This is a genomic window from Roseomonas sp. AR75, from assembly GCF_005222815.1.
Taxonomy (GTDB): Bacteria; Pseudomonadota; Alphaproteobacteria; order Acetobacterales; family Acetobacteraceae; genus Falsiroseomonas.
Genome location: NZ_STGB01000001.1, coordinates 70,476 through 93,853, shown reverse-complemented (window position 1 = coordinate 93,853; position 23,378 = coordinate 70,476). Strand labels below are relative to the sequence as shown.

General features: G+C 72.5%; 20 protein-coding genes. 13 read left to right on the top strand and 7 right to left on the bottom strand.

Features of this window, described 5'->3' with window-relative positions; genetic code table 11:
* Positions 1-202 precede the first annotated feature (202 nt).
* The 7 genes from E4T13_RS00410 to E4T13_RS00380 all read left to right on the top strand — a co-directional run bounded on the left by E4T13_RS00410 (position 203) and on the right by E4T13_RS00380 (position 8,034).
* Positions 203-1,471: a CHAD domain-containing protein gene (locus tag E4T13_RS00410; protein WP_137176291.1), complete on the top strand. Its 1,269-nt coding sequence runs from the start codon at positions 203-205 to the stop codon at positions 1,469-1,471.
* A 101-nt stretch (positions 1,472-1,572) separates the two neighbouring features.
* Positions 1,573-2,136: a thermonuclease family protein gene (locus E4T13_RS00405; RefSeq protein WP_137176290.1), complete on the top strand. Its 564-nt coding sequence runs from the start codon at positions 1,573-1,575 to the stop codon at positions 2,134-2,136.
* A gap of 169 nt (positions 2,137-2,305) precedes the next feature.
* A complete protein-coding gene (gltA, locus tag E4T13_RS00400; RefSeq protein WP_137176289.1) occupies positions 2,306-3,610 on the top strand; it encodes a citrate synthase in 1,305 nt (434 codons plus the stop codon).
* Between the two features lie 384 nt (positions 3,611-3,994).
* Positions 3,995-4,645 (top strand): hypothetical protein, encoded by a 651-nt coding sequence (locus tag E4T13_RS00395; protein ID WP_137176288.1) that lies wholly within the window; start codon positions 3,995-3,997, stop codon positions 4,643-4,645.
* Between the two features lie 155 nt (positions 4,646-4,800).
* Complete coding sequence (locus E4T13_RS00390) at positions 4,801-5,790, top strand: ABC transporter substrate-binding protein (protein WP_137176287.1); 990 nt, start codon at positions 4,801-4,803, stop codon at positions 5,788-5,790.
* Positions 5,791-5,814: 24 nt separating this feature from the next.
* On the top strand, positions 5,815-7,455 hold the full coding sequence (locus E4T13_RS00385; protein ID WP_137176286.1) for an iron ABC transporter permease: 1,641 nt from the start codon (positions 5,815-5,817) through the stop codon (positions 7,453-7,455).
* A 63-nt stretch (positions 7,456-7,518) separates the two neighbouring features.
* Positions 7,519-8,034 (top strand): DUF421 domain-containing protein, encoded by a 516-nt coding sequence (locus E4T13_RS00380; protein WP_137176285.1) that lies wholly within the window; start codon positions 7,519-7,521, stop codon positions 8,032-8,034.
* A 154-nt stretch (positions 8,035-8,188) separates the two neighbouring features.
* On the opposite strand, the gene E4T13_RS00375 is transcribed toward E4T13_RS00380, so the two are convergent.
* Complete coding sequence (locus E4T13_RS00375; protein WP_137177636.1) at positions 8,189-9,010, bottom strand: sulfite exporter TauE/SafE family protein; 822 nt, start codon at positions 9,008-9,010, stop codon at positions 8,189-8,191.
* Positions 9,011-9,208: 198 nt separating this feature from the next.
* On the opposite strand from E4T13_RS00375, the gene E4T13_RS00370 reads away from it, so the two are divergent.
* The 3 genes from E4T13_RS00370 to E4T13_RS00360 all read left to right on the top strand — a co-directional run bounded on the left by E4T13_RS00370 (position 9,209) and on the right by E4T13_RS00360 (position 11,347).
* On the top strand, positions 9,209-9,973 hold the full coding sequence (locus E4T13_RS00370) for a sulfite exporter TauE/SafE family protein (RefSeq protein ID WP_137176284.1): 765 nt from the start codon (positions 9,209-9,211) through the stop codon (positions 9,971-9,973).
* An 11-nt stretch (positions 9,974-9,984) separates the two neighbouring features.
* Entirely contained in the window at positions 9,985-10,671 is a 687-nt protein-coding gene (locus tag E4T13_RS00365) for an aspartate/glutamate racemase family protein (protein ID WP_137176283.1), read from the top strand.
* A 115-nt stretch (positions 10,672-10,786) separates the two neighbouring features.
* Positions 10,787-11,347: a DedA family protein gene (locus E4T13_RS00360; RefSeq protein WP_137176282.1), complete on the top strand. Its 561-nt coding sequence runs from the start codon at positions 10,787-10,789 to the stop codon at positions 11,345-11,347.
* A 21-nt stretch (positions 11,348-11,368) separates the two neighbouring features.
* Here E4T13_RS00360 and E4T13_RS00355 read toward each other — a convergent pair whose 3' ends face one another.
* From E4T13_RS00355 to E4T13_RS00345, 3 genes are all read right to left on the bottom strand, one after another.
* Complete coding sequence (locus tag E4T13_RS00355; protein WP_170984719.1) at positions 11,369-13,042, bottom strand: amidohydrolase; 1,674 nt, start codon at positions 13,040-13,042, stop codon at positions 11,369-11,371.
* Between the two features lie 4 nt (positions 13,043-13,046).
* Positions 13,047-13,496, bottom strand: a complete 450-nt coding sequence (locus tag E4T13_RS00350) for a hypothetical protein (protein ID WP_137176280.1) — start codon at positions 13,494-13,496, stop codon at positions 13,047-13,049.
* A 68-nt stretch (positions 13,497-13,564) separates the two neighbouring features.
* Positions 13,565-14,308 (bottom strand): response regulator transcription factor, encoded by a 744-nt coding sequence (locus E4T13_RS00345; protein ID WP_137176279.1) that lies wholly within the window; start codon positions 14,306-14,308, stop codon positions 13,565-13,567.
* Between the two features lie 131 nt (positions 14,309-14,439).
* Here E4T13_RS00345 and E4T13_RS00340 point away from each other — a divergent pair, with 131 nt between their 5' ends.
* The 3 genes from E4T13_RS00340 (at position 14,440) to E4T13_RS00330 (ending at position 19,789) form a co-directional block, all read left to right on the top strand.
* Positions 14,440-17,970 (top strand): PAS-domain containing protein, encoded by a 3,531-nt coding sequence (locus E4T13_RS00340; protein ID WP_137176278.1) that lies wholly within the window; start codon positions 14,440-14,442, stop codon positions 17,968-17,970.
* A gap of 401 nt (positions 17,971-18,371) precedes the next feature.
* A complete protein-coding gene (locus E4T13_RS00335) occupies positions 18,372-18,569 on the top strand; it encodes a hypothetical protein (RefSeq protein WP_137176277.1) in 198 nt (65 codons plus the stop codon).
* A complete protein-coding gene (locus E4T13_RS00330; protein ID WP_137176276.1) occupies positions 18,566-19,789 on the top strand; it encodes an MFS transporter in 1,224 nt (407 codons plus the stop codon). Before E4T13_RS00335 ends, E4T13_RS00330 begins: the two co-directional genes overlap by 4 nt.
* Before the next feature lie 15 nt (positions 19,790-19,804).
* On the opposite strand, the gene E4T13_RS00325 is transcribed toward E4T13_RS00330, so the two are convergent.
* From E4T13_RS00325 to E4T13_RS00315, 3 genes are read right to left on the bottom strand one after another with little or no spacing between them, the layout of a single operon-like run.
* The gene (locus E4T13_RS00325) at positions 19,805-20,890 is read right to left on the bottom strand and encodes a DUF1513 domain-containing protein (protein ID WP_137176275.1); all 1,086 of its coding nucleotides are present in this window, start codon (positions 20,888-20,890) and stop codon (positions 19,805-19,807) included.
* Positions 20,890-21,963 carry an imelysin family protein gene (locus tag E4T13_RS00320; RefSeq protein ID WP_137176274.1) on the bottom strand — a complete coding sequence of 358 codons (1,074 nt, stop codon included), beginning with the start codon at positions 21,961-21,963 and terminating at the stop codon, positions 20,890-20,892. Before E4T13_RS00320 ends, E4T13_RS00325 begins: the two co-directional genes overlap by 1 nt.
* Entirely contained in the window at positions 21,963-23,378 is a 1,416-nt protein-coding gene (locus tag E4T13_RS00315; protein ID WP_137176273.1) for a di-heme oxidoredictase family protein, read from the bottom strand. The genes E4T13_RS00320 and E4T13_RS00315 overlap by 1 nt, the downstream gene beginning before the upstream one ends.

Here is a 23,378-nt window from a genome sequence, read left to right as displayed (position 1 = left end):
AGGAACCCTCACCATCGAGGCCAGCCTGCCCCCGGCAGCGGCGGAGACGCTGTCCCGCAAGGGCGCGCTGGCGGACCGCCGGCAGGGCCGGGGCCGCGGACGGCCGATCGGCCTCACCTGGCTCGATACCGCCGATGGCGACCTTGCCGCGCGCGGCCTGGCGCTGGAACAGCCGCGCCGGGGGGCGCGCCGCCTGCTGCAGGTGATCCCCGAGGCCGACGCGACCTGGCTGCCCGGCACGCCAGCCCCGCTCGTCCGCAGCCTGGCCGCCGGGGAGATGCCGGACGAAGCGGGCGAAGCAGCGCTGCTGCCCATCGCGGGCTTCGCCGGCACGGTCACCGCCTTCGCGCTGGGCAACGGCGTGGAGGCGACGCTGCTGAAGGGCCGCCTGCGCAGCGTGACCGAGGAACGGCCGGCAGCCCGCCTCACTTTCGCCGGCCCGCGCGAGGCGGTGCTGGAAACCGTTCAGACCCTTGCCGAGAGCCTGCCCCTGTTGCCGCCCCGCGCCGCCCTGGCCGAGGAAGCGCGGGCGCTCATGCGCGCCGAGCCGCTGCGCCCGCGACGGCTGGGGCCGCCCGTGCTGGATCCGGCACTGGACGTCGAGCAGGCGCTGGTGCTGGCGCTTGGCCACCTGACGGAGGTGCTGCTCTGGCACGCCCCGGCCGCGCATGCCGGGACCACGCCGGAGGGCGTCCACCAGATGCGCGTCGCGATGCGCCGGCTGCGCTCGCTGCTGCGGGTCTTCCGTCCGGCCTGCGACGGCGCCGCCCTGCGGGACTTCGATGCCGGGCTGAAGGCGCTGGCGCAGTTGCTCGGCCCGGCGCGGGATTGGGATGTCTGGCTCGGTGGCCTTGGCGCCGACCTCGCCGCCGCCCTGCCGGAGGAGCCGCGCATCGCCGCGTTGCTGCGCGCCGGACGGGACCGGCGGGAAGCCGCCTATGCGGCCCTCAGGCCGGCGCTGGACGGGGCCGCGCTGCGCCGGATCGCCTGGGCGGCCGTGGCGCTCGCGGTCAGCCGGCCATGGCGGGCCGACACCGCCGCGCCCGAGCCGGACCGGCGCGACCTGAACCTGCCGGACTTCGCCGCGGGCGTTCTCGACAAGCGCTGGAAGCGCCTGGAGCGCGCCGGACCGGAGATCGCCGCACTCCCTGATGCCGAGTTCCATGCGCTCCGCATCGAGGCCAAGCGCATGCGCTATGCGGCGGAGCTCTTCGCGCCGCTCTGGGGGCGCAGGAAGGCGCGGCGCTTCCTCTCCCGGCTGTCCAAGGTGCAGGACGCCTTCGGGCTGGCGAATGACGCAGTGGTGGCGCACGGCCTGATGAGCAGCCTGGCGGCCAATGGGGGCGGGAAACTGGCCTGGGCGACCGGTGTCGCGGAGGGGTGGTCGCTCGCGAAGGCGCGGCGGGCACGCAAGCAGGCCGCGAAGGCCTGGGATGCGTTGCTGGTGGGCGGAATCTACTGGAATCAATAGTAAAGACCAAGTTCTTTACTTGTCGTATAAGTTGAACTGGGGCTTGCAAGCCTCGCCCTGCTCGGGTTAGGCGTAGGCCATCGCGTTTTATTGCCGGTACCGTGCAACGCCCACGCCGCATCTTCCGCCCCGCCCCCTCGCCACGCCGCTGGCGCACGCCCTTCCTCGTCGCGGGGGTGGTGGTGCTGGGCGGCCTGCTTTCGGGCATCGGCCTGCCGCCCGCGCTGATGGGCTCCGCGCCGCGCGAGCAGGACTGGTCGGCGCTCGCCGCGGAAGTGCGCGTGGTGGATGGGGAGACGCTGCGCCTTGGCGATCGCACGGTGCGCCTGGCGGGCCTCGACGCACCGGAGCGCGGCGAGATCTGCGCCGATGAGACCGGCCGCCGCTTCGATTGCGGCGCCGGCGCGGCGGAAGCGCTGTCGCGCCTGGTCAACGGCCGCTCCGTGGTCTGCCTGGTGGCCGGTCGTGACCGCTTCGGCCGGGGCCTCGGCCTGTGCAGCGCCGGCGGCGCGGAATTGAACGAAGGCCTGGTGACCGCCGGCTGGGCGCTTGCCGGCGCCGACGACGCCGACCTTCTCGCCAAGGAGGCAGCGGCACGCCGCGCCGCGCGCGGGCTCTGGGCCGGCGGCTTCACGCGGCCGGAGACCTGGCGCCGCCGGGATTGAATGGCGCGCCGATCCGAGCACGGCAATATGCTTGCCCGGGCGCACCCGGGGCACGTTGCCAAGCGGACGGGCCCACCCCTACATTGCGCCGCACCATAACGGTGCCGCGATCGCGATCGTGGCGCGGCGCCGCCGGCGAAACACGCTCCGGCCCTTGAGGAAGCAAACCATGGCCACAGCCCCGAACGGCTCCGTCACCTTCACGCTCGACGGAACAAACCGAAGCACGAAGCTGCCGGTGCTGAAGGGCGCGATCGGGCCGGATGTCGTCGATATCCGCAAGCTCTACGCCGATCTCGGCGTCTTCACTTTCGATCCCGGCTATGGCGAGACGGCAAGCTGCGAAAGCCAGATCACCTACATCGACGGCGACGAGGGCGTGCTGCTGTATCGCGGCTACCCGATCGAGCAGCTCGCGCAGCATTCCGACTTCATCGAGATCTGCTACCTGCTGATGAACGGCGACCTGCCGAGCCCGGCGCAGCTCAAGGAATTCCGCAAGGGCGTCGTCTACCATACGATGGTGCACGAGCAGATCCGCCGCTTCTACGACGGGTTCCGCCGCGATGCGCACCCCATGGCGATCATGTGCGGCGTGGTGGGCGCACTGGCCGCCTTCTATCACGACAACATCGACATGAGCGACGAGCGCCAGCGCGAGATCGCCGCCTTCCGCCTGATCGCGAAGGTGCCGACCATCGCGGCGATGGCCTACAAGTATTCCCTCGGCCAGCCCTTCGTGTATCCGCGCAACGACCTCGATTACGCGGCCAACTTCCTCTACATGCTGAACGCCGTCCCGGCCGAGCCCTACCAGGTGTCCCCGGTGCTGGCGAAGGCGATGGACCGCATCCTGGTCCTGCATGCCGACCACGAGCAGAACGCCTCGACCTCCACCGTGCGCCTCGCCGGCTCCACCGGCGCCAACCCCTTTGCCTGCATCGCGGCCGGCATCGCGGCGCTGTGGGGCCCGGCGCATGGCGGCGCCAACGAGGCCGTGCTGAAGATGCTCGGCGAGATCGGGCATGTGGACAACATCCCGTCCTTCATCGAGAAGGTGAAAGACAAGAACTCCGGCGTGAAGCTGATGGGCTTCGGCCACCGGGTCTACAAGAACTTCGACCCGCGCGCGAAGATCATGCAGGAAAGCTGCCATGAGGTGCTGAGCGAGCTCGGCATCAAGGACGAGCCGCTGCTTGACCTAGCCATGGCGCTGGAGAAGGTGGCGCTGGAAGACGACTACTTCGTCTCCCGCAAGCTCTATCCGAACGTGGATTTCTACTCGGGCATCATCCTGAAGGCGATGGGCATCCCGACCAGCATGTTCACCGTGATCTTCGCGGTGGCGCGCACGGTGGGCTGGGTCAGCCAGTGGAAGGAGATGATCGAGGATCCGTCGCAGCGCATCGGCCGCCCGCGCCAGATCTACACCGGCCCGACGCAGCGCGACTACGTGCCGCTCGATCGCCGCTGATCCACCGCCGCCGCCGCCAGGCGGCGGCGTTCCCGCCTTCGCAACCCCGTCCGCGGAAGCGGACGGGGTTTTTTCGTCTTCCGTCCGCACCCGGCATTCGGCACGGCGCCGCAGACGCAACAGGATGCGCCTGAGAGCGAAGTTCAGCGACGCATCCCAAATATCTGAATCATATTGAGTGTATGTCCAGGAATCCCAGAGGGTGAGTCCGCTCCTGCCGGAATGGACGAGTCCACAGCTCTGTGGCCTGGCGCGCATTCCCGGACGAAGGAATCAACCTCGGCGCGTAAAATCTTAATGGGACACGAACAAACCTCTTGATGCGCGAGCGCGTCCCTGGTTTTCTTCTACGTATGGTTGATAACCAGAGGGAAGATTAAACCCATGCGTGATGAGTTGCTGGCCCATACGGCGCGCCCCCTCGACGACCAGGTGCGGCGGCGTCTCCGGCAGTGGCCCCAGCAGCCACCGGGCGCCACGCGCTCCCAGCGCCAGGCCGGCACCTGGCTGCGCGCCCGTCCGGGTGCCGCGAACTTCCCCGGGCAGCCCTTCATCAAGCTCCCGGGCAGCAGTGCCTTCCGCACCATCCCCGACGGGCTCTGGCTGCATTTCAGTCCGGACCCGGACGACCGCTATGTGGACATCCTCTGCATCGAGGCCTGCGGGTCGGTGCAGAACCTGCAGGACAAGCGCTCGCGCTTCGCCCCCTCCACCTCCTCCCTGCTGGTGGTCTGTCCGCTGCGGTGGATGTTGGAGCCCGCCGAACCGACCGACCCGACCCCGCGCTGGCACCTGATCGGCCTGCTGCGGGAGGAACCGACCGAGCCACTGGTCCTGCCGGTGCGCGACGTGCGGGTGCTGTATGGCCTGAAGCAGCGGCACTATCAGTCCGTGGCGCGGGGGCAGGTGCTCCAGCCGCACGAGTATTTCTGCCCGATCGAGGCGCTGACCGCCGAACGCGGGCAGGAGGACCCGGCACTCGCCGCCTTGATCGGCCGCGCCTCCGCCGCCGCGAATTTCATGGTCCCCGCCTAGATCGGGCGCGCCGGGCGACGGCCTGGCGGCGCCCGTTCCCGCGTCTCCCGCTGATGCCGCGCGGCAACTGCAACATGTTCTTCATCTTGCCCCCCTGCCGCCGCGCCGACACCGCGGCTAGATGCTGCCCGGTGCAATCAGGGGGAGAACCGCGCATGCGGCGTCGCAGCTTCGGTCTGGGTGTCATCTCGCTTGCCACGGCGGCCATCCGCCCGGCCGCCGCCCAGCAGGTATCGGGCCCGCTGGTGCTCTACACCTCCCAGCTCGAACCGGATGCCGCCGCCACGGTCGAGGCCTTCCGCCGCCGCCATCCCGCCGTGCAGGTCGAGTGGATCCGCGCCGGGACCGGCCAGATCATGACCCGGCTGCGCGCCGAGATCTCCGCCGGCCAGCCCAGGCCCGACGTGCTGCTCCTCGCCGACAGCCTCACCTTCGAGGGGCTGAAGGCCGAGGGCCGGCTGCGGCCGAGCCCGGAGGTCGCCACCGCCGGCATCCCCGCCGCCCATCTCGATGCCGGCCGCGCCTATTTCGGCACCAAGCTGATCACCACGGGCTTCATGCACCATGTCCGCGCGCCCTTCGTGCCGGCGCGCTGGACGGACCTGCTGGACGCCCGCGCGCGCAACCAGGTGGCGATGCCCTCCCCGGCGGTCTCGGGTGCCGCGGCGATCCATGTCACCACCCTCGCGCAGAACCCGGCGCTCGGCTGGTCCTATGTGGAGCGCCTGGTGCAGAACGGCGTACAGGCCCGCGGCGGCAACGGCCCGGTGATGCAGGCGGTCTCCGGCGGCGAGCGCGCCTTTGGCATCGTCATCGACTACCTGCCGATCCGCGAGGCGGCGAAGGGCGCGCCGGTGCGCTTCGTCTTCCCCGAGGACGGCGTCTCCGCCATTACCGAGCCGGCCGGCATCCTCTCGACCGCCCGCAACGTGCCGGCGGCAGTCGCCTTCGTCTCCTTCCTGCTCTCGCAGGAGGGGCAGCAGCTGGCCTCGAGCCAGGGCTTCCTGCCCGCCGATCCGGAGGTCTCGCCCCCCGCGGGCTTCCCCGATCCGCGCAGCATCAAGGTGATGCCCTTCGACGCCGCCCGCGCGGTGCGCGAACAGCCGGAACTGCTGCGCCGCTTCGCCCAGCTCGCCGGCGGCTAGTCGCCGGCCGCACATCCAGCCGCCTTGCCGCAATCCCGCCCGCTCGTCCTCGCCGCTTCACTCTGGCTGCTGGCGATTGGCGCCCTGCCCCTGCTGCGCCTGCTGGGCGAGGCGCTGGCAGGCGGCGTCATTGCCACCGCGGCGGCCGACCCCGCGGTCTGGCGCGCCGCGGGCAACAGCCTGCGCATCTCCCTCGGCGCGGCGGCGCTCGCGACCCTGATCGGCGGGGCGCTCGCCTGGGCGCTGCTGCTGCGGGGGCTGCCGGGGCGCGGCGTGCTGCTGTTCCTGGCGGTGCTGCCGGCGCTGGTGCCGGCCCAGGTGATGGCGCTGGGCTGGATCCAGGCCTCCGGCCCCGCCTCGCCGCTTCTGCTGGCGCTCGGGCTGGCGCCGCCGCTCGGCACCCCCAATCCGGTCTATGGCGCGGTCGGCATGACGGTGCTGCTGGCGGTGCAGGCGGCGCCGCTTGTGATGCTCGCCGTCGCGGCGCTGCTGCGGAGGGTGCCGGGCGAGGTGCTGCTCGCTGCACGCGGCCTCGGCGCCACGCCGGAAGCCGCCCTGCGCGGCACCGTCTGGCCGCTGCTGGCGCCGGGCCTGCTGGCCGGGGCGGGCCTGGCCTATGTCGCGGCGCTCGGCAATTTCGGTGTCGGCGCACTGCTCGGCATCCCCGCGCGGGTCACGGTGCTGCCGGTGCTGATCTGGCAGCGCCTGTCGGCCGGCGGCGCGGATGCGCTGGCCCAGGCGGCGGCGCTGGCGGTGCTGCTGGCGTTGCTCGCCGCACCGGCGCTGATGCTGCAGGCGCTGGCCGCAAGGCGGGCGCCAGTGGCAGGGCGCCTGCCCTTCGCTCCGCTGCCCTTCCCGCCGGCAATCCGCCGCGGGGCGCTGGCAGCGGTGCTGCTCTATCTCGGCGCGGTGCTGCTGGTGCCGATGCTGGCGCTCGTCGCCGCGGCGCTGGTGCCGGCGATGGGCATGGAACTCTCCGCCGCGACGCTGACCCTGCGGCATTTCGCCGCCGCCGCGGCACCGGGCGCGCATACCGCGCGCGCCTTCGGCAATTCGCTGCTGCTGAGCCTCGGCGCCGCCCTGCTGCTCGCGTTGGCGGCGCTGCCCATCGCGCTGGCGCTGCGCGCCCGGGCCGTGCGGCTGGCCAGCGCAGGCACCGACCTGCCCTATGCCCTGCCCGGCGCCTGCACCGGCGTCGCGGCCATCCTGGTGGTGCTGTCGCTGCCGGGCGGGGGCGCCGTCTATGGCACGCTCGGCCTGATCCTGTTCGCCTATCTCACCCGCTTCCAGGCGCTGGCGCTGCGCCCGGCGGCGGCGGCGGCGGCACGGCTCGATCCGGCGATGGACGAGGCGGCGCGGGGGATGGGGGCCGGCGTGCTGCGCCGGCTGTTCCGCGTGCATCTCCCGCCCCTGGCGCCGGCGCTGGCCGCCGGCGGCATCCTGGTGGCGCTGACGGCGGTGAACGAGGTCACCGTCTCCTCCCTGCTCTACGGGCCAGGCACCCAGACCCTGGGCGTGCTGGTGTTCGGCCTGCAGGAGAGTGGGAATTCGCCGCTCGCCTCCGCCGTCTCCTGCCTCGCGCTGCTGCTGATGGCGGCGTTGATGGGAACGGCGACCCTCGCCGCGCGCAGGTTGCCGGCAGGCACGCTGCCCTGGCGCCCCTGACCGCTCCGGAACCCCGCCGCGCCGCCCTCGCTAGACCAGGGAGGCGCACGGAAAGGGCGGGCGATGCTGTTCGATGACTGGGCCGGCATCGGCCGCACTTTGCTGGTGGGTGTCCTTGCCTATGTGGCGCTGGTGGCGATGCTGCGTGTCTCCGGCAAGCGAACGCTGTCGAAGATGAACGCCTTTGACCTGGTGGTGACCGTGGCGCTCGGCTCGACGCTGGCGACCATCCTCCTCTCACCCGACACCGCGCTGGCCGAGGGGTTGGTCGCGCTGGCGCTGCTGATCGGGCTGCAGCGCGTGGTCGCGGCGGCTTCGGTGCGGTCGGAGGGCGCCCAGGCCTTCGTCAAGGCGACCCCGGCGCTGCTGCTGCTGCGCGGCCGCATGCTGTCGGAAGCCCTGCGGCGGGAGCGCGTGACCACGGAGGAAGTGCTGGCCGCGCTGCGCGCCGACGGCCTGGCCCGGCCGGAGGATGCCGCCGCGGTGGTGCTGGAGACGGACGGCACCCTGACCGTGCTGCGCAACCTGCCGGAGCAGGGCGCCGGCACGCTCGGCCCGGTGCGGGGCTGGCCCGGCTGACCCGGCCGCGCCGCCCCATACCAGGCGGACGAAGGTTTCACCTGCGTGCACTCAATCGCCGGCGCCTCGCTTGGCTCGCCGCATAGGCGGCGGGCCGCATTCGCGGCCTCGCCCGCCTTCGGCGGGCGCAGGTCCGAACGTCATGCGCCTGGTATCAGCCCAGCAGGCTCCACCCCATGCGCAGCACCGTCACCGCGAGGAACAGCGCGAACAGCCGCTTCAGCAGCAGCGGCTGGATGCTGTGCGCCAGCTTCACGCCCCAGGGCGCCGCCAGCATCGAGGCCGGCACGATCAGCGCCACGCCGAGCAGGTTCACATAGCCGAGGCTGAGCGGCGGCAGCATCGGGTTGCCCCAGCCGGCATAGATGAAGCCCGCCGTCGCAGGCACCGCGATGATGATGCCAAAGGCGCTCGCCGTCGCCACCGCCGAGCGCATCGGTGCGCCGAAGGCCGAAAGAATGGGCACGCCCACCGTGCCGCCGCCGATCCCCATCATGGCGCTGACCGTGCCGATGAAGCCGCCGATGCCGTGCCGCGGCGCGCCGGCGGGGAAGCTCTCGCGCAGGCGCCAATCGGCCGAGGTCATCGCCATGTTGGCCGCCACCGCCGCCGCGACCAGCGCAAACACCAGGGTCAGCGCATCGCCGCGCAGCCAGATCGCCAGCACCGTTCCCAGGGTGACGCCCGCGGCGATCGAGGGCGCGAGGCTTCTCAGCAGCGCGACATCCATCGTGCCCTTGGCGAAATGCTTGCGCGCGGACTGGATCGAGGTGGGGATGATGGTGGCGAGGCTGGTGCCGACCGCGAGCTTCATCTGCACCGCCTCCGGGATGCCGAAGAAGGGCAGCACGTTGAACAGCACCGGCACGATGACGATGCCGCCACCGACGCCGAGAAGCCCCGCCAGCGTGCCGGAGACCAGGCCGGTCAGCGCCATTGCGGCGGCCAGACCGGCCAGCCAGATCGGATCGTGCATCGGGAACATCATTGCATCCATCCCACGGGGTCCTGCCAGGTAACCTTCTTTCGGTTAATCGCGCAGGCCATCACCGAATCACGGTTAAAGTGTCAGGGGCCGTGACATACTTGGGAGACAGCCATGCGTCACCCGGACAAGTCGCCTTTCAGCCATGCGGTTTGAGACGGTCAGGCGGGATCGGCCTAGGATCGCAGCATGCTCCTGATCACCGAGCCGCTTTTCTGGGCACTCGCCATCCCCGCCGTGCTGCTCACCGGGATCTCCAAGGGCGGATTCGCCTCGGGCGCCGGCAATGTTGCGGTGCCGCTGATGGCGCTCGCCATCCCGGCGCCGCAGGCGGCCGGCATCGCCTTGCCGGTGCTCTGCGCCATGGACATCGCCGGGCTCCGCGCCTGGTGGGGCAAGTGGAGCCGACGGGAACTGCTGGCGATCCTGCCGGGCGGGCTGCTCGGCATCGCCCTTGGCACCGCGGTGTTCGGGCTGCTGGGCGACCGGCAGGTGAAGCTGATGGTCGGCGTGATCTCGCTGGCGTTCCTGGCGCGGAGCCTCTGGCAGGCGCGGCCCGGCCGTGTCGCCCCGCCGCCCGCCACGCCGAACCGCTGGCGCGGCAGCTTCTGGTCCGCGCTCTCGGGCCTGACCTCCACCGTCGCGCATGCCGGGGGGCCGCCGCTTGCGGTCTATCTCTACCCGCTGCGGCTGGACCGGGCGAAGCTGGCGGCGACGACGGTCGTGTTCTTCGGGGTCATGAACTACGTGAAGCTGGTGCCGTATTTCTTCCTCGGCCAGCTCTCCGCGCAGAACCTGCTGACAAGCCTGCTGCTGCTGCCGCTGGCGCCGCTCGGCGTCGCGCTCGGCGTCTGGCTGGCGAAGCGCATCGGCGACCGCCTGTTCTATCGCATCGTCTATGCCATGCTCTTCGTCACCGGGGTGAAGCTGGTGTGGGACGGGCTGGGGCTGTGACGAAAGCGCGGATGCTGGGGGTGCTGGGCGGCATGGGGCCGCTGGCCTCTGCCGAGTTCATGCGGCGGCTCACGCTGCTCACGCCGGCTGAGCGCGACCAGGACCACGTCCCCGCGGTGCTGTGGTCCGATCCGCGCGTGCCGGACCGCAGCGCGGCACGCCTCGGCGGCGGCGCGGACCCGCTGCCGGCGCTGCTGCGCGGCATCCGCGGGCTGGAGCAGGCGGGCTGCGGCGCCATCGCCATCCCCTGCAACACCGCGCATGGCTGGTTCGATGGCATGCAGGCGGCCACTGCCCTGCCGATCCTGCACATCGTGGATGCCGCCGCGACGGAGTTGGCGCGGCTCGGCGTGCCCGCGGGCCGGATCGGCGTGATGGGCACCGCGGGCACGCTCGCGATGCGGCTGTATCAGCAGCGCCTGGAAGGCCGCGGCTACGAATGCCTGGTGCCGACCGACGCCGAGATGACCCGCCTCGTCACCCCCGGCATCGCGGAAGTGAAGGCCAACCGCGTGGCGGAGGCGCATGCTCCGCTGGCCGAGGCCGCGCATGCGCTGGCGGCGCGCGGCGCCCGCGCGGTGGTGTTGGGCTGCACGGAGATCCCGCTGGGGATCGCGGCCGGCCCCGCCCTGCCCTTTCCCGTCTGCGACACCATTGACGCGCTTGCCCGGGTCGCGATTTCCTGGGCAAGAGGCTGAGCGGCCGCCCGGGCGGGAGACGGGGCGGCTGACAAGTTCGAACAACATTAGAGAAGACGCGGCTATGTACGCCGCACGCGCCCGGCGATAGTGCCGGCGTGCCGGGAGGACAGGGGTGGCCGAGTTCTGGGCGGAATGGGGGGCGCTCGCCTATGTGGCGGCCGCGCTCTGGGCGTTCTTCGAGGGCGAGACCTTCGTGCTGGTCGCAGCCGCGGCCGGTGCTGCGACGGGCCTCGTCGACCCGTGGATCCTGATCGTGTCGGTCTGGCTCGGCTCCTTCGCCGGCGACCAGACCTGGTTCACGCTCGGCAAGAAGTTCGGTCCCTCGGCGCTGCGTCGGTTCCCGCGGGCGGAGGCGCGCGTGGCGCGCGCGGGCGCCCTGCTGGAACGCTATGGCGCCCTCTTCGTACTGAGCTTCCGCTTCCTCTACGGCATCCGCAACGTCGCCTCGGCCGCCTGCGGCATCGCCGGCATGGATCACCGCCGCTTCGCCGTCCTGAACTTCATCGCCGCCGGCATCTGGGCCTGCAGCTTCACCGCCGCCGGCTGGTTCCTCGGCGCATTGCTGGGGCCGGAGAGGCTTCTCTGGGTGCTGGGCGGCACGGCGGTCACCATCATCGCCGTGCTGCTGATCCGCCGCTTCATTCGCCGTCCGCGGCTTGCGCCCGGCGTTTGACCGCCGGGCGCCCCGCCGCCCCTACATCCCCTGCCGGTGAACCACGCGGCCGCCGACCAGGGTCATCAGCGCCCGCGTGTCCCTGAGGCGGTCGGGCTCCACCGCGAGGATGTCCTGCGACAGCACCACAAGGTCGGCACGCTTGCCCGGCTCGATCGAGCCGAGTTCGTCCTCCGCGCCGAGAAGCACCGCATTGTTGCGGGTGTAGAGCGTCAGCGCCTCCCGCACGGTGATCGCCTGCTCCGGGCCCAGGCGATAGCCCGCCAGCGTCCCGCGCGTGGTCATCCACCACATGGACTGGAAGGGCTCGCCCGGCACCACCGGCGCATCGGTGCCGCCCCCGACATGCACCCCCGCATCCAGCATGCGCCGGATCGGGATGGAGTAGGCCGCGCGCTCATCGCCCCACCAGCGCCGCTGGTTGTGGCCGAGCAGGACGGGGTGGTTCTGCGCCGTCGCCATGATGCCCAGGCGCGACATCGTCGCCAGCGCATCGGGCGTCGGCAGGAAGATGTGCATCACCGTCCAGCGCAGCGGCTTCACCGGGCCGAGCTCGTCGTTCACCTGGCCATAAAGGCGCGTGATCAGGTCGATTGTGTAGTCACCCACGGCATGGGTCTGGATCGGCAGGCCGGCGCGGTGGATCAGGCGCAGCCCGTCCAGCAGTTCCGCCTCCCCGCCCGCGGGCAGCAGCAGGATGCCGCGGTAGTTCGGGTTGGTCTGCTCGCCCGGCACGATGCGGTAGGGCTCGTTCATCCGCGCGCCTTCCACGCCGCCGTCGAGCAGGAACTTGATGCCGGCGCTGCGCAGCATCTCGTGCTGCGGCCAGTTCTGCTGTGCCGCGATGCCGCGCGCGATCTGCTCCCGGTTCGCCGCGCGCCACAGCAGCCAGGTGCGCACGGTCATGCGCCCCTCGTCGCGCAGCCGCGCGTAGATCTGCGCCTGCGCGTCGAAGATGCCGGGCTCCACCACCGCGGTGACGCCGAGCGCATTGAGCTCCGCCATCGCCTGGACCAGCAGCTTCGCCTGCTCCTCGGCGGGGGGCGGCGGCGGCAGGGCGCGGCGCGCGATGGAGGTCGCGCCGGCGATCAGCAGCACGCCCGTCGGCTCGCCATCCTCGCGCTTCACGATCACGCCGCCGGCAGGCTGCGGCGTGTCCCGCGTGATGCCGGCGCGCGCGAGGGCCTGGCTGTTCAGCGTTACCACATGGCCGCCACGCGGGATGAAGACGGGATTGTCGGGCGAGACGGCGTCCAGTTCCCAGCGCGTGGGCAGCCGACCCTCCGCCAGGATGCTCTCGTGCCAGAGCGAGGAGGCGATCACCCACTCGCCCGGCGGCGTCTGGCGCGCGCGCTCGCCGATGGCCTTCACCACATCGCCGATGGAGCGCGCGCCGAGCAGCGGCACGGCGAGCAGGTTCATGCCCCATTGGTGCTGGTGGACATGGCTATCGATCAGCCCGGGGATGGCGGCGCGTCCGCCGAGGTCCACCACCTGCGTGCCCGGCCCGGCCATCGCCTCGGCCGCTTGCCCGACCGCGACGAAGCGCCCGTCGCGGATGGCGACCGCCGAGGTGGTGGAGAAGCCGGCGTCCACCGTGTGGATGCGGCCGTTGCGCAGCAGCATATCCGCTTGCTGCGCGAGCGCGGGCAGCGCGGCACAGGCCAGCGCCGCAACGAACAGGAATCGTCGCATGGCGTCAGGCCGTCGCCAGGCCCGCATCGCGCAGCACCAGGCGGTCCGGCAGGCCGGTGCCCGCCCGCGCTGTGGGATTGAGCGCCAGCACGCCTTCCAGCGTCACGCGCGCATAGGGGTCGGCGAGATGCGGCAGGCCCGGCGCATGAACGCTGACGACGCCGGTCGGCCAGTCATGCGGCCCGCCGCAGAGCTGACACGGCACCAGCGCCGTCTCCCCCAGCGCAAGCCAGCCCGCCGCGCCGCTCGGCACCGGCGCGACCAGGCCGGCAAGCGCCACGCGCCGGCCATCGAGCGACCGGGCCAGGTCGGACGGGCCGGTGCCCGCCGCGTCATAGAGGTCACGCAAGGCCACGACGCCGCGTGCCGCGGCAGGCCGCAGCGCCGCGGTCGCGGCGAGGCCGACGCAGGCGAGCATGGCGGCACGACGGCCGCCCGAGCCGATCCGGTTCATGGACATCCCTCCGCGCCGGCATGGCGCAAGCGGGGATGCTAGGAAGCCGGCGCCGCGGCAGGCAAGCGTCAGCCGGCTTCCGGATCGAACAGATAGCCCACGCCGCGCACCGTGCGCAGCGCCATCGGCCGTGCGGGGTGGCGCTCGATCTTGCGGCGCAGGCGCATCACCCGCAGGTCGATGGCACGGTCGAAGGCCTCCGGCTCATCCTCGCCCGAAGTCCGCTCCAGCAGCCAGTCGCGGTGCAGCGCGCGATTCGGGTTCTCCAGGAACAGCGTCAGCAGCGACAATTCGCTTTCCGTGAGCTGGTCGTCCTTGCCCTCCGCGGTGCGCAGCACGCCGGTCTTGCGGTCCAGCACGGCGGCGCCGAGCCGCACCTTGTGCGGCGGCAGCGCCTCGGCCGGTCCCGCAGGCGCTGCCTGGCGGCCGTCGCCGCCGCCGGAGCGGCGCATCAGGGCGCGCAGCCGCGCCAGCAATTCGCGCGGTTCGAATGGCTTCGTGATGTAGTCGTCGGCGCCGGATTCCAGCCCCACCACCCTGTCCACCAGGTCCGTGGCGGCGGTGAGCATGACGATACCCACGGTGGGCGAGAGCCCGCGCAACCAGCGCGCCAGGGAGAATCCATCCTCCCCCGGCAGGCCGATATCCACCAGCGCGGCATCGGGCATGCCCTTTGCCACGGCGGCGCGGAAGCCGGCGCCGTCGGCCACCCCCTCGACCGCGAAGCCCTGGCCCGCCAGATAGGCGCAGACCGTCTCACGCTGGAACGGATCATCCTCCACGATCAGGATCGTGGTCGCGCCGTCGGCCATGCCCGATTCCTCTTCTCTTCCTTACCTTGCAGGCGATTTGTCCAGCGTCAAACCGCTGGCGCGAAACAGACGAAACACGGGCGCAGGCAGAATGAAACACAGGCGCGCGCAAGCCGGGGCAAGATAGGGCCATGCTGCCCGTTCCAGACCCGGCCGCGCCCGCCGAGGCGCTTGCCGCCCTGCAGGCTGAGGCGCTGGCGCAGCTCGCCGGCCCCTTCGCCCTGTTCGGCGCGGATGGCTGCCTGCTCTCGGCCAATAGCCGGCTGGACCTGCTGGTGCCGCCCTTCGACGCCGCGCGCGGTCCGCGCGCCTCGCTGCGCGCCCTGCTGGAAGCGATGGGACGCCGCGGCGGCGGTCATGCCTATTTCGAGCAGACCGACGATCCCGGCTGGTGGCTGCCCGAGCCCGGCCGCGAGGAGCGCAGCCGCGACTGGTGCACGGATGAGGGCCGCTGGTTCCGCGTGACCCTGCGCCGGCTCTCCGCCGGCTGGATGCTCTGCGCCAGCGAGATCACCGACTTCAAGCGGCACGAGAAGGACCTGGCCGAGGCGCGGCAGCGCGTGCAGACCGTGCTCGACCACATGACCGACGGCGTCCTGATGTGGGACGAGGAGTTCCGCCTCGTCGTCGCCAACAACGGCACGGCGCGCGTCGCAGGCCTGCCGACCTCCATGCTGCATCCCGGCGTCAGCGTGCTCGACCTGATCCGCCTGCGCGCCAGCCGCGGCGATTTCGGCCCGCCGCCGGCCACCGAGGCGGAGCTTGCGGACATGGTCGCGCAGCGCGCGGCGATGCTGACGCGGCCGGGCGGCGGATCGGAGATCCGGCGCATGCCGTCCGGCGCCTGGGTCGAGGAGAAGGCCATTCCCGTCGCCAACGGCGGCACCGTGCTGATGTACCGCGACGTCACCGACCTGAAGCAGCATGAGGAGAAACTGAACGCGGCGCGGGAGCAGTTGCAGACCGTGCTCGACCACATGACCGACGGCGTCGTCATGTGGGACGAATCCTTCCGCGTGCTGTTCTTCAACAAGGAGACGCTGCGCGTCGGCGAGTTCCCGCCGGACATGGCCTATCCCGGCGTCAACGTGCTGGACATCATGCGCCTGCAGGACCAGCGCGGCGAGTTCGGCCCGCCGCCGAAGGACGAGGCGGAACTGGAGCAGCGCGTGAAGCAGCGCGCCGCGCTGCTCTCCCGGCCCGGCGGCGTGAGCTATGTGCGGCGCACGCCCTCCGGCACCTGGCTCGAGGTGAAGTCCATCCCCGTCGCCTCCGGCGGCGCCGTGCTGATGTATCGCGACATCACCGCGCTGAAGCTGCGCGAGCAGGAGCTGCAGGAGGCGCGGGAGACGCAGCAGCTTATCCTGGACCACATGACCGACGGCGTGCTGCTGCTGGATTCGGCGCTGCGCATCAAGCTGGCGAACCGCGCCGCCGCAAGGCTGCACGACGTGCCCGAGGAATTCGGCCGCCCCGGCGCTTATGCCCGTGACGCCCTGTTGTATCGCGTGCGGCGCGGCGACTACGGTCCGCCGCCCGAGGACCAGGCGGCGATCGAGGCGATCATCGAGAGCCAGCTTCGCCTGGCGCGGAATCCTGGCGGGCCGCCGGAGCTTCGCCGCGCGGCCAATGGCGCCTGGATCGAGGCGCTGGCCGTCGCGACGCAGGATGGCGGCGTGCTGGTGATCTACCGCGACATCACCGCGCTCAAGGCGCGCGAGGACGAGCTTCAGGAAGCCCGCTCGACGCATGAGCTGGTGCTGGAGACGATGAATGACGGGCTGGTGCTCTGGAGCCCCGATTTCCGCCTGCGCCTGGTGAACCGCCAGCTCGCGCAGTTCTACGCGATCCCGGAGGCGCTGACGCGCCCGGGCACCGATGGCCACGAGATCCTGCGCCTGATGGTCCGCCGCGGCGACTACGGCCCGCCACCGGAGGAGGGTGCCGCGCTGGAGGAGGCGGTCACCCTCAAGGCACGGCAGATCCTGGATGCTGGCGGCGAGCCGGACATCCGCCTCTCGCCCTCCGGCCTCTGGATGGAGATCAGCCGCCATCGCGTCGCCGATGGCAGCGTGCTGACCAGCTACCGCAACGTCACGCGGCTGAAGATGCGCGAGGAGGAGCTGAGCGAGGCGCGCGACGCGGCGGAGGCCGCGAACCGCGCCAAATCCGCCTTCCTCGCCGCGATGAGCCACGAGATCCGCACGCCCATGAATGGCGTGCTCGGCATGATCGAGGTGCTGGAGCGCACGCCGCCCGGCCCCGGCCAGGCGCGCTGCATTGCTGTCATGCGCGACAGCGCCGGGCAGTTGCTGCGCATCATCGACGACCTGCTCGACTTCTCGAAGATCGAGGCCGGGCGGATGGAGCTGGAGAGCCTGCCCTTCTCGCTGCGCGGCCTGGTGGAAGGCGCGGTGGACACGCTGGCGGTGCAGGCGCGCGAGAAGGGCCTGCTGCTGGTGGCCGATCCGCCGGGGCTCGGGCCGGACATGGTTTCCGCCGATCCGGTGCGGGTGCGCCAGATCCTGTTCAACCTGGTCGGCAACGCCATCAAGTTCACAGAGAAGGGCTTCGTCCGCCTGCGCGCGGAGACCAGCGCGACGGAAGACGGCGCGGTGGATGTCGCGCTGACGGTGGAGGACACCGGCGTCGGCATGACGGAAGCGCAGATCGCCCGGCTGTTCCAGCCCTTCGCCCAGGCCGACACCTCCACCACGCGGCGCTACGGCGGCACCGGGCTCGGCCTGTCCATCGTGCGGCGCCTGGCGCGGCTGATGGGCGGCGACGTGACCGTGGAGAGCATGCCGGGCCGCGGCAGCCGTTTCACCGTCACGCTGCGCCTCGGCGCCGCGGCGGAACTGCCCGCCACGGACGCCGCCCTGCCGCGCCCTGCCCTGCCGGCCGAGGGCAGCGCGCCGCGGCTGCTGGTGGTGGACGACCATCCCGTGAACCGGGAGGTGCTCGCCCGCCAGCTCGAGCTTCTCGGCTTCCAGGCCGACATGGCCGAGGATGGCGCACAGGCGCTGGCGCTGTGGCGTGCGGCGCGCCACCGGCTGGCGCTGGTGGACCTGCACATGCCCGTGATGGACGGCCTCGACTTGGCCCGCGCGATCAGGCGCGAGGAGGCGGCGCAGCCGGGCGCGGCGCGCACGGCCATCATCGCCGTCACCGCCAACGCGCTGAAGGGCGAGGACGAGCGCTGCTACGCCGCGGGGATGGACGGATTCCTGCCCAAGCCGCTGGCGATGGACCAGCTTGCCCGTGCCCTCAGCCAGCATCTGCAGGGCGGCGCCGATGCCGCCGGCATGCCGGCGGATGAGCCGGGCCTCGCCACGCTGTGGGACCCGGAGGCGCTGCGCCAGCTCTTCGGCGACGACCAGGCGCGGCTGGCGCGGCTGCTCGGCAGCTTCCGCGACGGCGTGCGGCGCGACACGGACGCCGTGCTGGAGGCGCTGGGCAGCGGTGACCTGCACGCCGCCGCAAGCGTAGCGCACCGGTTGAAGGGCGCTGCCCGCATGGCCGGCGCGCGGCGCATGGCGGAGCTGCTGGCGGAGATCGAGGCCGCGGCGAAGGATGGCGACGCTGATGCGGCGCGCCGGGCCGCGGAGGCGTTGCCGGCGTTGTCGGAACGCACGCTCTCGGCAGCCGGCGCGGCGAAGTAAGGCGGTCGTCCCGGGCGGCGGCGATGCGGCGCACGGCAGGCGACACCCGCGGCGCGCTGCCGGCATGTAACTGAAGTCACATCGCCACGCGCCGCACGGCGCGCATACCGGGCTCCAGCCTTCAGGCGAGCGGAGCCGACCATGCGCAGATCCCCCGTTCGGAGCACGCGGCAGATGCGAGGCGCGCTTCGCCGCGTTTTCAGCAGAACTTCGCAGCGCCTTCGGGATTGCGGCGACGCGGCTGGCGCAATCTGGCCCTCGCAAGGCCCCACCCTGGCAGACCCGGCCGGCGGCCGCCCGGTCTGTGCGCGCATGGACGCGGAGACGACGCGGGAGGCCGCAGAGCTGGTCGCCGGCTGGTTCGAGGACGGCCTGCTCGCAGCGACACGGAGGGCTCCGCGATGAACCGCGATTCATTCCGCCGTGCCATGACGCGCATGGCCGAGGAAGGCGGCACGGCGTCGCTCGACATCGTCACCCGCCGCGTGGCCTGGCGGTTCGCCGCCGAGGCGCTGTCCGGCATGCTGGCGCGACTGCGGCAGCGCGCCTTCTCGTCGCTGGCGCACCGCATGATGCGGCGGCGGCTGCTCGGCCGATGAATCACGTCGCGCTTCATCCGCCGGCCGAACCGCGCGTGGTGCGGGCGCCCGTGCTCTTCGCCGGCTGGTACGTCGTCGCCGGCGCGTTCGTGGTGCTGATGGTCGGCTACGGCGCGATCTACTCCTACGCCGCCTTCGCCGAGGCAATCGCCGCGGAGTTCGGCGCCATCCGCGCGGAGGTCAGCCTGGTCTACGCGCTGAGCGGCGCGGCCTGCTTCTTCACGGGCGTGCTGAGCGGCCCGCTCGCGGACAGGCTCGGCGCGCGTGTGCTCGCCGCTGCCGGCATGCTGCTGGTCGGCACCGGGCTCCTGGTGGCCGCCGCCGCGCGCAGCCTTGTGGAGGTCTATCTCGGCTACGGGCTGCTGATCGGCCTCGGTGTCGGCTTCGCCTATGTGCCCGCGGTCGCCGTGGTGCAGTGCTGGTTCACGGTGCATCGCGGCCTGGCATCCGGCATCGCCGTCAGCGGGATCGGCATTGGCACGGCGCTGGTGCCGCCTGCGGCGGACGCGCTCGGCGCGCTCGGCGACTGGCGCACCGCCTTCGCCATCTGCGGCGCGCTCGCTGTCCCGGTCGGGCTGGTCGGCGCGATGCTGCTGGCGCCGCCTCCCAGCATGACGCGCACCGCCGCGGTGGCCGAAGAGATCGGGGTGCCGCCGGCCGCGCTGCCGGTGCGCACCCTGGTGCTGATCTATGCCGGCACGCTGCTGGCCTCGATGCCGGCGGCCGCACCGCATGCGCTGCTGGTCGGCACCGCGCTGGATCTTGGCCTGCCGCGCCAGGACGCGGTGGGGCTGCTCGGGCTGATCGGGCTCGGCACCATCCTCGGGCGCTTCGTCCTGGCCGCGCTGGCCGATGCGCTGGGACGACGCGCGGTGTTCCTGGCCTGCTGTGCCGGCATGGCGGCGTCCATGCTTGCCTGGGCCGCCGCCGCGTCGGAGCCCGCGCTGGTCGCCTTCGCCCTTGGATTCGGTGCCCTCCAGGGTGGCTTCGTCGCGCTGCTGCCCGCGCATGTCGCCGATCTCGTTGGGCCGCGCGTCATCGGCGGGCTGCTCGGCCTGCTCTACACCGGGCGGGGCATCGCGCTGCTCGTCGCACCGCCCGCCGTGGCATTCGGCATCGCCTCGCTCGGCGGGCATGCGCTGGCCGTGTCTCTGCTGGCGCTGGTGGGGCTTGCCGGCGCAGCGATGCTGGCCGCCGCGACCCCTGCTCGCCGCGCCTGACCCGGCGCCGCGTGCCTACAATGCGAGGAGGTGATTGTCCCAGCGCCGGCGTAGCAGCCAGGCTGCCTCCAGGTCGCGTTGCGTCCCGTCAGCCTGCACCAACGCAGCGCCGCCGAGGCCGGATGTGACCACGAAGCCCGACGGCGAAGGCGCCACGCCACATCCGTCGGCCAGCGCAAAGCCGGCACGCACGCGGCCCGTCGCCGCATCCAGGATCACGCCGCGGCCGCCGCGCGGGCTCGTCACCGCGACCATCGCGCCATCCAGGCTTGCGGCCGCGCTGCCGGTGTAGTGATCCAGACCGCGCAGCACGCCGTCCGCCATGTCGATGCTGCCGACGCCATCCGGGTCCGCACGCGCCACCAGCCGCTGCGTTTCCCAGCGCGGCCCTTCATGCTGCATCGCCACGACGACCTCGCCCCCGGCCCCGAGGGCCAGGTGGCGCAGCGACAGGTCGCCCTCCTCCTCCGGCAGGCGCAGCCTGGCCAGCACGGCGCCGCGCGCGGCATCCAGCAGCACGAGGCTGCTCTCGATCGCCTCCAGTTCCAGCCTCGCGCGGGGGACCCGCGGATCGCTGCGGATGCCGCCATTGGCGACCCAGAGCGACTGACCGTCGGCCGCGAGGCGAATGTCGTGCGGATCCGCGCCGCCGGTCGGGAACTCGCCGATACGCGCGAAGCCGCCCTTCGCGGCATAGACGCCGACCAGGCCCTCGCCCGCGGCGTCCATCTCCGTCGCATACAGCGTCCTGCCATCGGCGGAGAAGGCGCCATGCCCGCAGAACCAGCGCTCCGTGGCGGGGACGATCGTGCGGCGCAACCGGCCCTCCGCCGGGTCCAGCACCAGCGCGAAGCGGCCGGGCCGGCGGGCGAAGACCACGGCGCTCTCGCCATCGGGCGACAGCGCCGCGCCATGGCCGCGCGCCGGCAGCGGCAGCTCGAAGCGCGGCGCGCCCTCCAGCGTGAAGGCGGCGGCACGCCAGGCGCCGGCATGGTCTGTCGCTGCGGAGAGAAAGGCCCGCGCCCCCGCGCGCGCCGGACGGTGCAGCAGGATCGCCGGCAGCGCGAGCGCGGCACGGCGCGGGATTCCGGATCCACGCATCAATCGCCATCCATCGAATTGAACCCCACCGGCAGGTCGAGCGCCGGCGCGACCCGCTCGGTCAGCAATCGCCGCAGCGTGCCGAGCGCGCGCAGCAGATCCTCCACCGCGGCGCGGCCTTGCGGTTGCGTCACCGCGACCTCGAGCGAGGGCGCGATGCGCGCCGCCGCCGATCCCGCCGTGGCGAAGCCTGTGGCGACCTCGCGCGCCAGCGCGGCGGCCCTGGGCGGAAGCATGGGTGCGAAGGCGCTGCGCCACAGCTCCGCCAGCGCCGCCAGCTCGGCCTGCACCATCGCGAGCGACTGCCCGCTGCGCCAGGCCTCCGCGCGCGGCGGCGCGGCTTCCCGCAGCGAAGCGCCGAGTGGCCGCGCGACCTGCCGCTCCGCCAGGAACTCCAGCCCGCCATGCAGGCTCTTCAGCAGAACGACCAGCCCGTCCTGCGGATCGCGGAACACGCCGCCTTGCATGCCTTCCAGCACCCGCCCATAGGGCGGATCGGCCTGCGTCCAGGCGTCGAGCAGATCGACGCCGATCGACCCGACATTGCGCCCGATGGCCGCCAAAAGCCGCCGCCGCGCCGCGCCATCCGACGCCAGCAGACGCTGCGCGTCGTTGCCGAACAGCAGGCGCTCGGCCGCCGGGAGGCCCTGCGCGCCGACGCGGCCGCGCGCGAAGGCTTCGGGGCTCAGCGCGGCGGGATCGTCGCTTCGCAGCAGATCCGCCATCTCGCGGCCGATGACGTTGCGCGGGTCCGGAAAGAAGGCGAGTCGGTAACCGCGGTCAAAGGCGTCCATCGGGCCGAAGCGCAGGCTGCGCACGCCCTGGAACGCCAGTGCGGCCTCGATCCACGCGGTGCGCGCCGCCTCGGCCTTCGTGGCATCGGGGCCGGCGTCCAGCGCGGCCGTCGCCTGCTCGAAGCGCTGCGCCGCGGCGGCGAAGGCGCGATGGCGCGGCAGGATGTGCTCCGCCACGGCGCGGCGGATCGCGGTGCGTTGCGCCTCGCTCGCGGTCTGCGCCTCGGCGCCGAAGGGGGCCGACAGCAGGGCGGCAAGCAGCGCGCGGCGGCCCGGCATCACAGGCTCTCCAGGAAGGCGATCAGCGCCGCGCGATCCTCCGGCGCGAGCCCGACGACATGGTCGCGCGCCGTCTTCGCCTCGCCGCCATGCCAGAGGATCGCCTCGAGGACGGAGCGCGCGCGGCCATCATGCAGCAGTTGCGTATGCCCGCTGACGCGCTGGGTGTGGCCCAGGCCCCAGAGCGGCGGCGTGCGCCACTCGCGGCCATCCGCCGCCCCTTCCGGACGACTATCGGCCAGGTCCTCGCCCATGTCGTGCAGCAGCATGTCGGTATAGGGCCAGATCCGCTGGCCGGAATGCTCCGGGCGATCGGGGATCGCGCCGGTGACAAAGCTCGGCCGGTGGCAGGCGGCGCAGCCGATGGCGTGGAAGATCGCCCGTCCGCGCAGCGCCTCGGCGCCCGGTTCGGTGCGGGCGGGCACGCCGAGATTGCGCGCGTAGAAGCTCACGAGATCGAACAGCCGCGGGTCCACTTCCGTCTCGCCTGCCGCCGCACCCGCAGGCGCGGCACGGCAGCCTGCCTGGGCCGCGGTGCAGTCGCCATGCGGCGCGGGATTGATGCGCGTGGAGAGGCCCATATCGGCGGCGAAGGCGTCCGCCACCTGATCCTCCATCGTCGGGGCCTGCGCCTTCCAGCCGAAGCGGCCGAGCGCCGGCGCCCCGCGATGCGCGCTCCACACCCGCGCGGCACGGCCGGAGATGCCGTCGCCATCGCGATCCTCGGGATCGGCGCCTGCCGCGATGTCGGCCTCCGGAATCGCCTCGAGCAGGCCGAGGCCGATCATCGGCGGCGCGACGCGCGGCGAGATCATCAGGCCCGGCCCCGGCGCGCCATAGCCCCAATCCAGGATGCGCCAGGCGGGGCGACGCAGATGCGCCGCCTCGCCGCCGGCCAGCGGCACCGCGTCATCCGTCCAGTCCACCACCACGCGGCCTTCGGCGGGATGGCCGGCGATGCCGAAGGTCTGCAATTGCAGGCCATAGGTCTGATCGGGGGTGCCCGGCAGCCAGTCCGGCGCCGGCGCGGCCGGGCGCGGCCGGTCATGCGGCACCGAAAGCCGAATCAGCAGCGAGGAGGCCGGCTCGCCCGGCTCCGGCGGGCGCCCGCGCCCGTCGCGCAGATGGCAGGACTGGCAGCCGCGCGCGTTGTAGAGCGGCCCGAGCCCGTCGGAGCTGGTGGTGGAGGATGGCGCCGAGACCCAGAGCTTTCGGAACACGCCATCGCCGACGCGGAAGTCGAGCAGCCGGTCGAGCGGCAGGTTCGCCGAGGGCTGGGAGAAGGCGCGCGCATCGCCGGTGTTGCGCACCGTCGCCGCGCCGCCCGGGCGCAGTTCGGACGGGTCGGGACCGCCATCCGCATGCACCGCGCCCGCCAGCAGCAGGGCCAGCGCGATCGTCGCTCCGAGGCGCAT